This window comes from Thalassolituus sp. UBA2590 (assembly GCF_002339775.1).
Taxonomy (GTDB): Bacteria; Pseudomonadota; Gammaproteobacteria; order Pseudomonadales; family Oceanobacteraceae; genus Thalassolituus.
In genome coordinates, this window is record NZ_DDKU01000127.1 from 13,254 (window position 1) to 28,061 (window position 14,808).

Annotated in this window: 13 protein-coding genes; 5 read left to right on the forward strand and 8 right to left on the reverse strand. The window is 51.6% G+C overall.

What is annotated here, in order from left to right:
* A partial coding sequence (locus tag B2067_RS11135) for an FAD-binding domain-containing protein (RefSeq protein WP_301388498.1) occupies window positions 1-773 on the forward strand: 773 nt, incomplete at its 5' end.
* Window positions 770-2,293, forward strand: a complete 1,524-nt coding sequence (locus tag B2067_RS11140) for an FAD-binding domain-containing protein (protein ID WP_301388499.1) — start codon at window positions 770-772, stop codon at window positions 2,291-2,293. The genes B2067_RS11135 and B2067_RS11140, both read left to right, overlap by 4 nt.
* A 10-nt stretch (window positions 2,294-2,303) precedes the next feature.
* On the opposite strand, the gene B2067_RS11145 is transcribed toward B2067_RS11140, so the two are convergent.
* The 8 genes from B2067_RS11145 to B2067_RS11180 form a co-directional block, all read right to left on the reverse strand.
* Window positions 2,304-3,713 (reverse strand): NAD(P)(+) transhydrogenase (Re/Si-specific) subunit beta, encoded by a 1,410-nt coding sequence (locus B2067_RS11145; RefSeq protein WP_068438810.1) that lies wholly within the window; start codon window positions 3,711-3,713, stop codon window positions 2,304-2,306.
* A 14-nt stretch (window positions 3,714-3,727) separates the two neighbouring features.
* Complete coding sequence (locus B2067_RS11150) at window positions 3,728-4,012, reverse strand: NAD(P) transhydrogenase subunit alpha (protein WP_068438061.1); 285 nt, start codon at window positions 4,010-4,012, stop codon at window positions 3,728-3,730.
* Between the two features lie 11 nt (window positions 4,013-4,023).
* Window positions 4,024-5,160, reverse strand: a complete 1,137-nt coding sequence (locus B2067_RS11155) for a Re/Si-specific NAD(P)(+) transhydrogenase subunit alpha (RefSeq protein ID WP_076515268.1) — start codon at window positions 5,158-5,160, stop codon at window positions 4,024-4,026.
* A gap of 130 nt (window positions 5,161-5,290) precedes the next feature.
* Window positions 5,291-6,841: a malate dehydrogenase (quinone) gene (gene mqo, locus B2067_RS11160; protein ID WP_301378008.1), complete on the reverse strand. Its 1,551-nt coding sequence runs from the start codon at window positions 6,839-6,841 to the stop codon at window positions 5,291-5,293.
* Window positions 6,842-7,095: 254 nt separating this feature from the next.
* Entirely contained in the window at window positions 7,096-8,625 is a 1,530-nt protein-coding gene (locus tag B2067_RS11165; protein ID WP_301388500.1) for an FMN-binding glutamate synthase family protein, read from the reverse strand.
* A 179-nt stretch (window positions 8,626-8,804) separates the two neighbouring features.
* Window positions 8,805-9,134, reverse strand: coding sequence for a hypothetical protein (locus tag B2067_RS11170; protein ID WP_068434966.1), 330 nt, complete (start codon window positions 9,132-9,134; stop codon window positions 8,805-8,807).
* A gap of 227 nt (window positions 9,135-9,361) precedes the next feature.
* A complete protein-coding gene (locus B2067_RS11175; RefSeq protein WP_301388501.1) occupies window positions 9,362-10,267 on the reverse strand; it encodes a TIGR01777 family oxidoreductase in 906 nt (301 codons plus the stop codon).
* 50 nt (window positions 10,268-10,317) lie between these two features.
* A complete protein-coding gene (locus B2067_RS11180; RefSeq protein WP_301388502.1) occupies window positions 10,318-12,087 on the reverse strand; it encodes an acyl-CoA dehydrogenase C-terminal domain-containing protein in 1,770 nt (589 codons plus the stop codon).
* Between the two features lie 179 nt (window positions 12,088-12,266).
* Here B2067_RS11180 and B2067_RS11185 point away from each other — a divergent pair, with 179 nt between their 5' ends.
* From B2067_RS11185 to B2067_RS11195, 3 genes are all read left to right on the forward strand, one after another.
* On the forward strand, window positions 12,267-13,253 hold the full coding sequence (locus tag B2067_RS11185) for an NAD(P)/FAD-dependent oxidoreductase (protein ID WP_068439230.1): 987 nt from the start codon (window positions 12,267-12,269) through the stop codon (window positions 13,251-13,253).
* Window positions 13,250-13,660 carry a sirohydrochlorin chelatase gene (locus B2067_RS11190; protein WP_301388503.1) on the forward strand — a complete coding sequence of 137 codons (411 nt, stop codon included), beginning with the start codon at window positions 13,250-13,252 and terminating at the stop codon, window positions 13,658-13,660. Before B2067_RS11185 ends, B2067_RS11190 begins: the two co-directional genes overlap by 4 nt.
* Window positions 13,661-13,836: 176 nt before the next feature.
* The gene (locus tag B2067_RS11195; protein WP_301388504.1) at window positions 13,837-14,808 is read left to right on the forward strand and encodes a YbgA family protein; all 972 of its coding nucleotides are present in this window, start codon (window positions 13,837-13,839) and stop codon (window positions 14,806-14,808) included.

Below are 14,808 nucleotides of genomic sequence, written 5' to 3' on the forward strand. Positions count from 1 at the left end.
GAGGAGAAAGACCAGGGATAGAGTGGCTAAGTCGTTATGTGTGGGACGATAAAGCCATCACTCATTATAAAGAAACGAGGAACGCACTGACCGGTGAGAACTTCAGTAGTCGTCTCAGTCCGTGGCTTGCCTGGGGCTGTCTATCGCCGCGTTATATCTGGCATGAAATACTTAAGTTTGAAGCCAGCTATGGTGAGACAGAGCATACCTACTGGCTCAGATTCGAACTGCTCTGGCGGGAGTACTTCCACTGGTCAATGCGAGTGCATGGCGACCGATTGTTTGCACGCTCAGGAATCCAGAGAAAGAAAATCGAAGCTTCAGACAATAGTGTCCACTGGCAGGCCTGGTGTAATGCCAGTACGGGCGTCCCTATGATTGATGCAGGACTGCGCGAGCTAAGACATACCGGCTTTGTTTCAAACCGCCTGCGCCAGAATATGGCCAGCTACTTTATTCACCAACTTAAGCTGGACTGGCGACTGGGTGCCCGCTGGTTTGAGATGTATCTGTGCGACTTTGACGTTGCCAGTAACTATGGAAATTGGGCCTACCTTGCAGGTGTCGGTCACGACCCAAGACCCGTTCGTGAGTTCAACCTGAACAAACAGCTTCATCAATATGATCCAGAACTCAGTCATATCAGGCGGTGGTGCCCGGAAATAGAAGAGAATAGTCTGCAGGACGTTCTTGATCATCAGGCAGGAAGAAAACTTCTCGCGTCCTTCCCTCCGCCCGTCGTTACCGTACCGGCTTTTGATATTAAATCATGACGCAAATAGTATGGTTTAAGCGTGACCTGCGCTTACAGGATCACTCTGCACTCTGGCACGCTGCGCAATCGGGAACGGTACTGGCACTCTATATTTTTGAGCCTGATTACTGGCAATTGGATGACACCAGTCAACGCCAGTGGGCATTCACACGGGAAGCCCTGATCGATCTGAATCAACAACTGAAAAGGCTCGGTGGCGAACTCATCTGTATGAGCGGAGATGCGGTGCTTCGTTTTAATAAGCTGACAGAAGTTCTGAACATTCAGGGGATTCACAGCCATGAAGAAACTGGCAATCTCTGGACTTTCTCACGTGATCTGAAATTAAAAAAGCTACTTAAGAAATCCAATATTCCGTGGACAGAATACCCGCAGAACGGCGTGCGACGGCCTAACCGTAATCGCGATGACTGGGCATCCCACTGGAATCAATGGATGACGCAGACGCAATATCCAATACCCGATCACATTAATTTCCTGACCCTTGATCGAAACGAGAATTTTCTGAAACCCGAGCAACTTCCAGAGCGTATTTCCTGCCAGCTGCCTTCTGTGCAGCAGCCGCAAAAAGGAGGGCGTGAAGAAGGTGTAAAAATACTCTCGGACTTTCTGAACCAACGCGGCGAATACTACCGTGGCTCAATCAGCTCTCCATTAACAGCAGAAAATGGCTGCTCACGGTTAAGCCCTTATCTGGCAGTGGGTTGCATCGGTATGCGCGAGCTTGTGCAGGCGGTTCGAAACCGGCGGCGAGCAGCGGAAGGGCGTTGGAAGGCGAGTCTGTCGGCATTTGAATCCCGGCTGTGGTGGCACTGCCATTTTATTCAGAAGCTCGAAGATCAGCCGGATATGGAAATTCAGAATCTTCATCCACTGACAGAGCAGCTCAACCGCCCTTTCGATGAGGAAAAATTCGAGGCCTGGAAAACAGGCAACACTGGCTGGCCGATGGTCGATGCCTCCATGCGCTACTTAATTGCCAACGGCTGGGTAAACTTCCGCATGCGTGCCATGCTGATTTCGATCGCATCCTACCCCCTAGCTCTGCCCTGGCAACCTGTGTCGCGCTATCTGGCATCTCTGTTTACCGATTATGAGCCGGGCATTCACTATCCGCAGGTGCAGATGCAGGCAGGGACTACCGGGATTAATATTCCGCGCATGTACAACCCTATCCTTCAGGCGCAACGACTGGATGCCAAAGGTCTGTTTGTACGTCGTTGGGTGCCCGAATTACAGCATGTCTCAGATCAATGGATCTTCGAGCCCTGGTTAATGCCACGAGCAATTCAGGAAAATTCACACTGTATTATTGGCGAAGACTACCCTGTTCCTCTGGTCGACTTCGCCGCGGCAACCCGACGAGCCAGAACCGACCTGAAATCCGTTCGTGACTCTGAATTCTTTACCACTGCTCAGGTAATCGGTGAAAAGCATGGCTCGCGAAAGCGTAATTCAAGCCGACGAATGACAGGCAAAAAAAAGGCCCGCGATGCGGGCCAAATGACGTTGTTTTAAACAGCGAACTTTACAGGTCCTTCAACGCCGAAATTGTATCCTGCAGAACCTTCTTAGCATCGCCTGCCACCATGAGTGAGTTATCACGGATGAAGAGTTCGTTAGGAATACCTGCAAAGCCAGGTGACAGACCACGTTTAACAACAACGACAGTCTTAGCATGGTGTACATCAAGAATTGGCATACCGAAGATAGGTGAATTCGGATCTTCTGCAGCCGCTGGGTTAACAACGTCGTTCGCACCCAGAACAATCGCAACATCAGTCTGCGAGAATTCAGGGTTGATCGCGTCCATTTCTACCAGCTGATCGTACGGTACTTCCGCTTCCGCCAGCAGTACGTTCATGTGGCCCGGCATACGACCGGCAACCGGGTGAATTGCGTATTTAACTTTCGCACCCTGCTTCTCCAGCATACCAGCCAGTTCACGTGTCGCGTGCTGAGCTTGTGCAACCGCCAAACCGTAACCCGGAACAAATACAACGTTCTGAGCGCCATCAAGCAGCATCGCCAGTTCGTCAGCGGAAGAGAACTTCACTTTGCCTTCGTAGAAAGCATCGTTTTCTGAACGGCTTACGCCTGAGCTTTCAGACATAGAGCCACCGAACAGAACGTTCGTCAGTGAGCGGTTCATTGCTTTACACATGATGCTGGTGAGGATGATACCGGATGCGCCTACCAGAGAACCGGTAATGATCAGGCCATTGTTGCCCAGCACGAAACCCGCAGCCGCACCCGCCAGACCTGAGTAGGAGTTCAGCAGTGCAACCACTACCGGCATGTCTGCGCCACCAATTGGCATTACCAGACAGATACCCAGAATCAGACACAGAATAATCAGACCCGCGATCAGCAGATCAGAGTTAACAGGATCAACCGCAGCAAAGTAAGCTGCACCCGCCAGCAGAGCTGCCAGGCTCAGTTTTACAATCCACTTGAACAGGCGGACCTGCTTAGCGTCGCCGATTTTTCCTTTTAGCTTACCAACCGCGATAAAAGAACCGGTCAGAGTCACAGCACCGATCAGAATCGACAGAATAACGGCGATAGACCAATCGTACGTAGGAACAAACTGACCCATCTCAGCCAGCTTCTGGCTTTCAAGGTAGTTAGCCGATGCCACCAACAGGGATGCACCACCACCGATACCGTTCAATGCAGCAACCAGTTCAGGCATGTCTGTCATTGCGACTTTCTTGGCGATAAACGCACCGATTGCACCGCCGATCAGCACACCAATAATGATGTATTCGTAGCTGACAACGTTATTGTCGAGCAGCGCAGCAATAATCGCCACCAGCATACCCGTTGCCGACATCTGGTTACCACGAACCGCTGTCTTTGGCTTGGTCATGCCTTTAATGCCGAGAATAAAGAGTACGGCGGCGACCAGATAACCGATGTTAATTACAGTTTCCATGAATTAATCGCCCCTTACTTCTTTTTAAACATGTTGAGCATGCGGTCGGTAACCATAAAGCCCGCCACAATATTGATGGTCGCCAGCGCGATCGCTGCAACACCCAGAACCGTCGACAGGACCGTCGTGTGCTCGCTGCCGCCAGAACTGATGATGGCACCCACAACAACAATGCCCGAAATAGCGTTAGTACCACTCATAAGCGGCGTGTGCAGAGTTGGCGGTACTTTGTTAATCACTTCCACACCAACGAATACAGCCAGCACAAAAATCGTGAGGCTCAGGATAAACATTTCCATAAGACTACTCCTTACGCGTTACCAGCCAGTTGAGCACTGAGCCCTTCGTGTTTTACTTCACCGTCTTCGGTTACCAGGGTAGCCGCGACGATATCGTCTTCCATATTTACAGACAGTTCACCTTCGTCCGCCATGTTCAGCAGGAAGGTAGAAATGTTTTTGGTCAGAAGCTGGGAAGCATGCACAGGAACACGACCCGGGTGGTCGGTATAACCGATGATCGTCACGCCATCGAGGTATACTTTGTCGTTCGCCACAGTGCCTTCGACGTTCCCGCCACGCTCTGCTGCCAGATCGACAATCACTGAACCTTTTTTCATGTAGTGCAGCATGTCTTTGGTGATCAGACGAGGAGATGGCTTACCTGGAATAGCAGCGGTCGTAATTACCAGATCTGCCTGAGAGATCTTGGTGGTCATCTGCTCACGCTGCTTACGATAAAATTCTTCTGATTTCTCGCTAGCGTAACCAGAGCTATTGCCTTCTTCCGTTTCAAGGTCGAATTCAACGAATTTAGCGCCCAGAGATTCAACCTGCTCACGTACTTCGGCACGCGTATCGTACGCTTCTACAACAGCACCCAGACGACGGGCAGTAGAAATAGCCATCAGACCGGCAACACCTGCACCGATGATGAATACTTTAGCCGGGTGGATGGTGCCCGCTGCAGTCATCAGCATCGGGAAATACTGAGGCAGAGCCATAGCGCCGGTCAGTACAGAACGGTAACCGCTGATTGCACCCATCGAGCTGAGTACGTCCATAGACTGTGCACGGGTTGTACGTGGAATAAATTCCAGAGCGAAAGAGCGTACTTTCTGTGCCGCCAGCTTTTCTACCATTGGCAGATTAAACCAGGCGTCCATCAGGCAGATCAGCGTGCTGTTTTCTTTCAGCAGAGGCAGCTCTTCTTCCTGAGGGTTGCGCACTTTCAGAATAATATCGGCTTGCTCATAAAGAGACTCTGCAGACGGGGCAATGCTTGCACCGCATGCACGATATTCTTCGTCACCAAAGTGTGCGCCATCGCCTGCACCCTCCTGAACAACGACTGAAAAGCCTTTGTCCAGTAGTGCCTGTATACCCGAAGGTATAATGGCAACCCGGGCTTCCCCAGGATAAATTTCCTTAGGTACACCAATCAGCATGGTTAGTACTCCTGTTAATTTAAATTTAAAGTCTGAAGTTTTTAAAACAAACAAGAGCCGCCTGCGGTCAGGTTACTGACTGCATAAGCGGCTTTTTTGTAAATATGGAATTAACTACATGAAACGTCTGTCAGCCAAAGGAACGGCGTTGCTCCTGTCGTTCCTGGTGGTGAGTTTCGCCTGAGGTCTCCTTGCCGGCGACTGCCTGCAACCCCAGAGTAGTCAGAGTATGACGACGAATATCCTGCAGCAGATGTGCGTTATCTACCAAAGATTCACCGTAAGAAGGCACCAGAGCCTTCAGTTTTGATTTCCAACCACCGTCCATACGCATACGGAAACAGCGCTCTAATACTTCGATCATAGCCTGGGCAGCCACGGATGCACCCGGAGATGCACCCAGTAACGCAGCCAGAGTACCGTCTTCAGCAGCAACCAGTTCGGTGCCGAACTCAAGCTTGCCGCGGCCTTTTTCATCTTTCTTAATAATCTGCACGCGCTGACCAGCATGTGCCAGCGTCCAGTCTTCTGCTTTAGCAGAAGGCAGGTATTGTTGGAGTGTTGCAACACGGTCTTTGTGTGACTGCATTACCTCGCTAATCAGATAGCGGGTCAGATCCATGTTATTCAGGCCTACGTCGATCATGGGTTTCAGATTATTAGCGCTGACGGATTTTAACAGATCTAGACGTGATCCTGCCTTAAGAAATTGCGTTGTGAACCCAGCATATGGCCCGAACAACAATGCAGGTTTGCCATTAATGATACGTGTGTCGAGGTGTGGCACCGACATAGGAGGTGCTCCAATGGCTGCTTTGCCGTACACCTTGGCATGATGCTGTTTAATTACATCTTCGTTCTGGCATACCAGCCACTGCCCTGATACCGGGAAACCGCCGTAGCCTTTACTTTCAGGAATATCTGATTTCTGCAGCAGCGGTAACGCACCACCACCAGCACCCAGGAATACAAATCCTGCCGTGATCGCTTCTTTCTTACCTGTGCTGCGATTTTTGATAGTAACGTGCCAGTTGTTGCCGCCGTTCTTTTTCAGTGCGGTAACTTCATGGCCAAGACGCAGGTCAAAATCATTTTGCTTTTCCAGGCTGGCGACCATGTTGCGGGTAAGAGAACCGAAATCAACGTCAGCACCGTAAGCAACGCGTGTCGCTGCAACAGGCTCGCCGTCAGCGCGCTCACCCATCACGAGTGGCATCCACTCGGTCAGGGTCTGAGTATCTTCGCTGTACTCAATGTCAGCAAACAGGTGATGGTCTTTCAGCTTTTCGTAACGCTTGCGCAGAAACTCAACATTCTCTTTGCCCCAGACAAAGCTGATATGCGGCGTTGAATTAATAAATTGATCGGGGGATGGCAAGTCGCCAGATTCGACGAGAGACGACCACAGCTGCTGAGAGATTTCGTAATTGGCATTGATAGTGAGCGCTCGTTCGATAGCTACATTGCCATCAGCACCCTGAGGTGTGTAATTGAGTTCGCAGTAGCCCGCGTGACCTGTACCGGCGTTATTCCAGCCGTCAGTACTTTCGGCTGCAACCTGATCCAGGCGCTCTACCATCAGGATATTCAACGAAGAATCCAGTTTCTTTAGTAATGTCGCCAGTGTTGTGCTCATTACGCCACTGCCCACGAGCAGTGCATCTACTTTATTCGTTGCCATCTTGATTTCTCCAGTAGGCGAAGATCATATTGTCCGATTAGCGCGGGTGTGCGCAGTGACTACCGGGCTTGTGGCCCTGACTGTCTTAATATGTGCCTATGATACAACGAACGCTGAACAGCTAATCTGTATAGTTTTTTATTATAAGTATAAGTCAGAGCTTATAGATAAATGTTTGCGTATCCATACGGGTTATACGAAAGTCAGGTTGTGGACAAGCGGCAGCCTTACCCTGCCGCGGAGAGGAGATACTTTCAGGAGGCCTCGGCAGCGCCTTCGGTAGGTGGGTGGAAGCCTTCCTTCCCGTATAACTCTGATAACAACCTTGCTTCGCCATTCGGCTGCACCATACGCGCATGATGCCGCTGTAACTGGCGTGGGTCTTCAACACCGCAGCTGTGTGCGATGACACCGACTTCGTTAACAAGAGTACGGGCAAAGTGAGCGACTCGCTCCGCCTTGTCTGTCGGAACCAGACCACGCTGCAGCCTGGGGTCGTGGGTTGTGATACCGGTCGGACAGGTATTTTTATTGCACTGCAGAGCCTGAATGCAGCCCAGTGCGAACATAAAGCCACGTGCCGACGTTACAAAGTCTGCACCGACACAGATTGCCCAGGCCACCCGGTCGGGCGTGATCAGTTTGCCTGAGGCTATAACTTTTATCCGTGGACGTAATTCGAATTCATCGAGGGTGTCCACCAGCATAGGGAGCGCCTGAGCCAGCGGAAGACCCATGTAATCGATTAACGATTGGGGTGCCGCGCCGGTACCACCCTCAGCGCCATCTAAGGTAATAAAGTCAGGCGCACTGTCTTTGCCGCGCAGATGAATCTCACGACACAAGTCCCGTATCCAATCATTGCCCCCCAGTACGACTTTGAACCCGGTAGGCTTACCCGTAATGTCGCGCACATGGTTAATCATATCGAGCAGATCACTGACTGAGCGGACTTCCGGCTGGCCATTAGGACTGATTGAGTCTTCCCCTACCGGGATATGTCGGATCGCTGCAATCTCTTCTCCGACTTTGGCGCCGGGCAGGATACCGCCTTTTCCGGGCTTGGCCCCCTGGCTCAGTTTGATTTCAAACATTTTCACCTGAGGACGATGTGCGATTTCTATCAGCTTTTCGTCGTCCAGCGAGCCATCTTCTTTCCGTACTCCGTACTTCGCGGTGCCAATCTGAAATACGATGTCGCAATCGCCTTCGAGGTGATACGGCGATAAGCCACCCTCACCGGTGTTCATCCAGCAGCCCGCTTTCTTCGCGCCCCGTGACAGCGCTTGTACCGCAGGTTTAGACAATGCGCCGTAGCTCATACCAGAGATATTTATCAGCGCGCTGGTGCTGTATGGGTTACGACAGTTTTTACCTATGGTGAGTACCTGAGACTCGCTCAGGTCTTTGCTTAATGAAGGAAATGGACTGTTGACGAACATCACGGTACCGGCGGTATCAAGGCGCCGGGTCGAACCAAAAGCCACCGTCGTACTCAGATTCTTAGCTGCACGATACACCCAGCTACGATCTGCCCGGTTAAACGGCATTTCTTCGCGGTCCATGGCGAAAAAATACTGTCGAAAGAACTCGCCCAGGTGCTCGAACATGTAACGGAAGCGTCCGATGACCGGAAAGTTGCGTCGCACCGTATGCTGGGTCTGGAGACGATCCGATACATAGGCCCAGAGAAACCAGAGGGTACCGAGTAGAAGCCCACCCAGAAAGAGCGCTAACAGAGCAAGAACGCCCCAGGCGGCGGCATAAAAAATATCGTCGGTCATGCAGAGTCTCCTGTGTCTCTACACAGGGTAAAACAGTACAGTGAGTCGTAAAAGTCACTTTATCAATAATATCGGCAAGACAGAGTGTTGCCCCGGTTAAAACAGCAAAAGCGGGCATAAAAAAAAGCAGCCGGAGGGCTGCTTTCTGGTGCTGTGGCATGGCCAACTTAACCCCGGCATCATGCCATTGGGGTGATATTCTTTACGTTCTTCGCGGTGAAGTAAGCGAACCCACCGTCGATATCCCCCACCTCGACCCGATTAGGCGCCAGAGGTGAGCTTTTAATCGCTGCAATATACAGCCCCTTGCTCGCGACGAGGTTCTTGTCGACGTCGTTAAAGTGGGGCTGAGAGAATGCAAACGTCTTGCGTTCACAACCTCGTTCTAATGTGAGAATCAGCTGAGCATCTGCAAGATCCGATGCACGTGAAAAGTTTACGTAACTCACCTGATAACTCTGATCGAATTCAAAAAGGTACTGATCGAGTGTCTGACGGCTGATGCTCATGATGCTTATTACCTGTAGCAGTTCTGTCTGTGTACAGTCTTAGGTTTAGCTGGCGCTGAGCGCCTTTTCCATCGCGGATAACAGAAAACTACACGAAACTTCCGGGTGTCATTTTTCCGTGTTTTCAACATGAATGAAGAGAACAAATGGGAAAGTAAAGGTAGGAATGCTACCAATGACAGGTGTCAAATATCCGTTCTGATTCACACCCTGTTACGCGGCTGAGATTACCACTCCGCCGCGATGACCTCTAATGCCTGACTTAAATTGGGGTACTGAAAGGTAAAACCACTGGTTAACAGTGCCGTTGGTAAGACTTTTTGCCCCTGCAACAACAACTCAGACATTTCACCGAACACCATGCCCGCTGCAAAGGCTGGCATGGGAAATAGCGTCGGGCGATGCAAGGCGTTGCCGAGCGTGCGAGTGAATTCGCGATTGGTCGCGGGATATGGAGCCGTCATATTCACTGCACCACTCAAAGAATGCTTAGTGATGAAATCCAGTGCACGGATGTAGTCATCCCTGTGAATCCAGGAGATCACCTGATCACCGGACCCGATAACACCGCCCAACCCCAGACTGAAGGGCAACCACATCCTTTTCAGCATGCCGCCGTGCTGACCGAGCACGATGCCTGTGCGTAACCAAACGATCCGTTCAGCAATTTCCTGCAAAGGATCGACGGCCTGCTCCCAGTCGATGCAGAGATTGGCTGAGAACCCGGTGCCAGGCGCAGATGACTCGTTAAACGACGGTGTGGAGCCCGGAACGCTGCCGTAATAACCAACCGCAGAACCGGACAACACCAACTCGAAATGTTGCCCGGAAGACTTCGCCCAGCGCACGAGGCTTTCGGTTAAGGTCACACGGCTGGCCCTCAGCTCAGCTTTGCGTGAATCACTCCAGCGCTTATCGGCAATGCCCTCCCCGGCAAGGTTAACAACCCAGTCGATTTTGTCAGTCACCTCAGAGAAGTCTTTAACAAAATTAACTTCATTGCCGAGCAGTCTTGCACCTCTGGCCGGATTACGGGTCAGAACGGTAATTCTGTGTCCGTACGATAGCCAGTGGGGTACCAGCTTTGAACCAATAAACCCGGTGCCGCCTGTGATCAGGATGTGTTTGCTCATGGCTGTATCCTCCTGGCCGCAGTGGCCACCTGGTTTACCGTTTCCGCCAATCAGAATTGATCAGCGGTCATGCCCATCAGACTGTCTTTACCCGTTTCGATTTCAGCCAGCAATGACAAAGTCTGCGGTAGTAGCTTATGCATGTAGAAAGCAGCAGTCTCTTTCTTAGCGCCATAGAAATCGGTCTCGGTCGACCCGTCTGCCAGTGCCTGCTCTGCGGTTGCCACCATACGGCTCCAGAAATAAGCAATCGCCGTGAGTGCAAACAGGCGCAGGTATGGCGTTGCAGCAGAGCCTGCCTGCTCGCGGTCACCCATACCGTTCTGCATCAGCCACATTGTTGCTTTCTGCAGGCGACCCGTTGCTGCTTTCAGCTCTTCACCGAAAGGTACACCCCCTTCTGTCTTAATGTAGCTATCCAGCATAGCGAAGAAGCTCTTCACTGCACGACCACCAGCATGACCCAGCTTACGGCCTACAAGGTCGAGTGCCTGGATACCATTGGTGCCCTCGTAGATACGGGTAATGCGCGAATCACGTACGAACTGCTCTACTGGCCAATCCTGAGTGAAACCAGAGCCCCCCATAAGCTGCAAGCCATCGTTTGCGCAGAAGAAACCTTCATCCGTCAGGAACGCTTTAACGATAGGTGTGAGCAGCTGCACCATATCATCTGCCTGCTGGCGCTCTTCTTCAGTAGCCGCTTTGTGTGCGATATCAAGCTGCATCGAAGTGAAGTAAGCCAGTGCTCGGCCGCCCTCAATGGTGGCTTTCTGACGCAATAACATACGACGCACATCAGGGTGAACAATAATCGGATCTGCCGCTTTCTCCGGTGCTTGTGGGCCGGCAAGAGAGCGAGACTGCAGACGCTCTTTGGCGAAATCACGTGATACCTGATAAGCCGCCTCAGCAATGCCCAGCCCCTGGAGACCCACCATCAGGCGCGCGCTGTTCATCATCACGAACATAGCCTGCAAGCCCTTGTGTGGCTCGCCGATCAGCCAGCCTTTAGCACCTTCGAAGTTCATCACACATGTCGCGGATGCTTTGATACCCATCTTATGCTCAAGGCCACCGCAGAACGCAGGGTTGCGTGAGCCGTCGTCCAGGAATTTAGGCACCAGGAACAAAGAAATGCCTTTAGAGCCACCCGGTGCATCAGGCAGCTTGGCCAGCACCAGGTGAACGATGTTGTCCACGAGGTCGTGTTCACCACCTGTAATCCAGATTTTGTTACCTGTGATCGCGTAGGAACCGTCCGCCTGAGGGTCGGCCTTAGTGCGAATCAGACCGAGGTCAGTACCGCACTGTGGCTCAGTCAGACACATGGTGCCCGACCACTCACCGCTGATCAGTTTTGGCAGATACTTCTCTTTCAACTCGTCAGATCCGTAGCTGGTCAGAGCGTTTACTGCACCGTGCGTCAGGCCTGGATACATGCCAAGAGACAGGTTTGCTGAGCAAACCATTTCTTCTGCCAAGGTGTTAAGTGTGTGTGGTAGCCCCTGACCGCCGTATTCCACTGGACCCGCGAGCGCTGTCCAACCAGCTTCAGCGAACTGGCGATAAGCATCGGGGAAGCCCTCTGGGGTTTTGACCGCTTTGGTTTCGGTATCGTAGTGGCAACCCTCGCGATCACCAGACGTATTCAGCGGAGCTAACACGTTCTCTGCCAGCTTGGCACCCTCAGTCAGCATCGCATCCATAATTTCTCGCGTTGCATCCTCGCATCCCGGAAGTTCTGGCAAGACAGTGTCGCCGTTCAGTACCTCGTAAAGTACAAACTGCATTTCACGGAGTGGAGCACGATAAGTCATGGTATTTCCTCAATATTCAATAGTTATACGGTAGTTATACACAATAGAATAAATTTGTACAACAGATAAAATACCGCCACAATGACTAAGTGCTTACCCCAGATTGTCTTGTATAACCTAGAGGTCTCGGGGTTACATCTTTGGATCGCAGACTAAATGGGCTACCCAGGATCAGAGTTATGAAGAAGATCGCCATCATAGGCGCAGGCGTTGCTGGACTGACCGCACTCCAGGCACTGAAGCAGCAAGACTGCTCTGTGACTGTTTTTGACAAGTCGCGAGGTTCAGGCGGCCGTCTCTCGAGCAAAAAATCCGGAGCATCCAGTTGGGACATGGGCGCTCAGTTCATGCGCGCGCACACTCAAGAGTTCAAGGCTCAGCTGAAGGCGTGGGAAGCCGATGGCTGGATCGCACACTGGGATGTTACTCCCTGGTCTATCAACGGTACGCAAAGAACGGCCTCGCCGGATGATGTTGACCGCTATGTCGGCATGCCTCGTATGACGGGTCTCAGCCGGAAGCTGCTAGAGTCGGCGGATGATTTCATCACGCAAACACGCATTGTCGAGTCCCGGTTTAATAGCGACCAACTCAACTGGTCACTGGTCGCTGAAGATGGTTCAGAATTTGGACCGTTCGATGAGCTCATTATCAACACGCCACCACAACAGGCCCTGCCACTCCTGCCAGCAGAATCACCGCTCATTGGGCAGGTAGACAGTGTTCATATGCTGCCTTGCTGGACACTCCTGTATGGATTCGACGAACCACTGGATTGTGCTTTCGATGCTGCCTTTGTGAAGTCAGGTCCTATTTCATGGATAGCCAGAAACAACAGCAAGCCCGGCCGTGACGCTCGCGAGACCTGGGTCATTCAGGCGAATCACGAGTGGAGCGAACGTAAAAAAGATGCCCCGCGCGAGGAAGTTCAGAAAGAACTGGAAGAAGCCTTCGCAATTGCGACGGGCTGCTCTGCTATTCCGACTGATATCTGGCTACATCGCTGGCTATATTCATTACCCAGCAATGCGCCGGGGCTTGGCGCCCTGCGTGACGAACGACATAATCTCACGTTATGTGGCGACTGGTGTCACAAACCTTCTGTCGAAGGCGCTTGGCTCAGCGGTCGTGCCGCCGCGAACATTATTACGGGAAACAAACCATGAGGGATTCTAAAACCGCTACCCTGCTGCTGGCTCATGGCAGTAGCGACGCTAACTGGCTCGCGCCTTTCTCTGACCTTCTGGCGAATATACGCAAAGGCCTGCAAGGTGAACGGGTAGAGCTTTCTTACATGGAGCTCGCAGAACCTTCCATGGAAGGACAGATCATCAAGCTTGCTGAAGAAGGCTTCGGCCACATTGATATCATGCCGTTATTTTTCGCTGCCGGACGCCACCTTAGAAAGGACGTGCCCGGCCAGATCGAAGCTCTGCAGACCACCCTCACCGAACAAGGACTGAAGGTCACCATTGAGCTGCACCCTCCCGTTGGTCTGGAGCCAGAAGTGACAGATGCTCTTCGCAATATCGTAATAAGGCAGGTCAACTCAGATCCGGCCTCTTCTGAATGATCCTCTACCTGTAATTGCGTATATGTTGCAGCGCTATAGCGCTGCAATACACCACGCCGCTGACCTCTCTGCAGTTCAAGTTATACAAAAAATAGATTTCTTGTACAATTTTTATTGACTTGTACAAGAAACCCAGCGCAGAATGAACTTATACAAATAACTCTCAGGAGTTGTACATGGTTTATTCATCCGACGATAAAATCCCCGTAGGCATCAGTGCCTGCCTCACTGGTCAAGCTGTGCGCTTCAATGGTAGTCACAAGCGATCACGCTTCTGCACCGACGTTCTGAGCGAATATTTCAACCTCCGCCCGATGTGCCCTGAAGTGGCGATCGGCATGGGCACACCTCGCGAGCCTATTCGTCTGGTCAGTGACACGCCTGCAGACGAGAGTGTCCGAGCTGTGGGCGTTGACTCACCTGACATCGATGTCACTGACGACCTCCGTTCGGAGGCCGTGAAGGTCAGTGCTCTCAATCAAGATCTCTGCGGCTTTATATTTATGCAGAAGAGTCCGAGCTGCGGGTTATTCGGTGTAAAGCGCTACCTGAAAAATGGTCACCCTGAAGGTAAAGCGTCAGGTATTTTTGCCAGCGAGTTTGCGCGCTTGAATCCACTTCTGCCAATCGAGGAAGCTGGGCGCTTAAACGATGCAGCGTTACGTGAGAACTTTATGGTTCGCGTCTTCACCTATCGCGATTGGCAGCTGTTTACTCAAACGACGGTTACCCCTGCGCGATTGATCGATTTTCATTCCCGCTACAAGTACCTGATCATGGCGCACAGTACTGTACATTATAAGGAGACAGGGCGCCTTCTGAGTGATCTGTCGGGTGATATTAATCAGATTGCCGAAGAATATTTCACTCTCCTTATGACAGCACTGGCTAAACCAGCGAGCCGTAAAACTCACACCAATACCCTGATGCACCTGCAGGGGTATCTGAAAAATCTAATCAGTGCAGCAGACAAAGAAGAGCTGGCGAGGATTATTCTGGAATATCGTCGCGGAATTATTCCATTGGTTGTGCCACTTACCTTGCTTAAGCATCACCTTAATCACCACCAGGAAGCGAACGCCTACGCGCGACAGCAGGTTTATCTGAATCCGCATCCTTATGAATTGGGGCTGAGGAATACGCTGTGA

What these genes read in the sequence shown, in the direction of transcription:
- B2067_RS11140 (WP_301388499.1), top strand. Translation starts at nt 770, where the DNA reads ATGACGCAAATAGTATGGTTTAAGCGTGACCTGCGCTTACAGGATCAC.
- B2067_RS11145 (WP_068438810.1), bottom strand. Translation starts at nt 3,713, where the DNA reads ATGGAAACTGTAATTAACATCGGTTATCTGGTCGCCGCCGTACTCTTT.
- B2067_RS11150 (WP_068438061.1), bottom strand. Translation starts at nt 4,012, where the DNA reads ATGGAAATGTTTATCCTGAGCCTCACGATTTTTGTGCTGGCTGTATTC.
- B2067_RS11155 (WP_076515268.1), bottom strand. Translation starts at nt 5,160, where the DNA reads ATGCTGATTGGTGTACCTAAGGAAATTTATCCTGGGGAAGCCCGGGTT.
- mqo (WP_301378008.1), bottom strand. Translation starts at nt 6,841, where the DNA reads ATGGCAACGAATAAAGTAGATGCACTGCTCGTGGGCAGTGGCGTAATG.
- B2067_RS11165 (WP_301388500.1), bottom strand. Translation starts at nt 8,625, where the DNA reads ATGACCGACGATATTTTTTATGCCGCCGCCTGGGGCGTTCTTGCTCTG.
- B2067_RS11170 (WP_068434966.1), bottom strand. Translation starts at nt 9,134, where the DNA reads ATGAGCATCAGCCGTCAGACACTCGATCAGTACCTTTTTGAATTCGAT.
- B2067_RS11175 (WP_301388501.1), bottom strand. Translation starts at nt 10,267, where the DNA reads ATGAGCAAACACATCCTGATCACAGGCGGCACCGGGTTTATTGGTTCA.
- B2067_RS11180 (WP_301388502.1), bottom strand. Translation starts at nt 12,087, where the DNA reads ATGACTTATCGTGCTCCACTCCGTGAAATGCAGTTTGTACTTTACGAG.
- B2067_RS11185 (WP_068439230.1), top strand. Translation starts at nt 12,267, where the DNA reads ATGAAGAAGATCGCCATCATAGGCGCAGGCGTTGCTGGACTGACCGCA.
- B2067_RS11190 (WP_301388503.1), top strand. Translation starts at nt 13,250, where the DNA reads ATGAGGGATTCTAAAACCGCTACCCTGCTGCTGGCTCATGGCAGTAGC.
- B2067_RS11195 (WP_301388504.1), top strand. Translation starts at nt 13,837, where the DNA reads ATGGTTTATTCATCCGACGATAAAATCCCCGTAGGCATCAGTGCCTGC.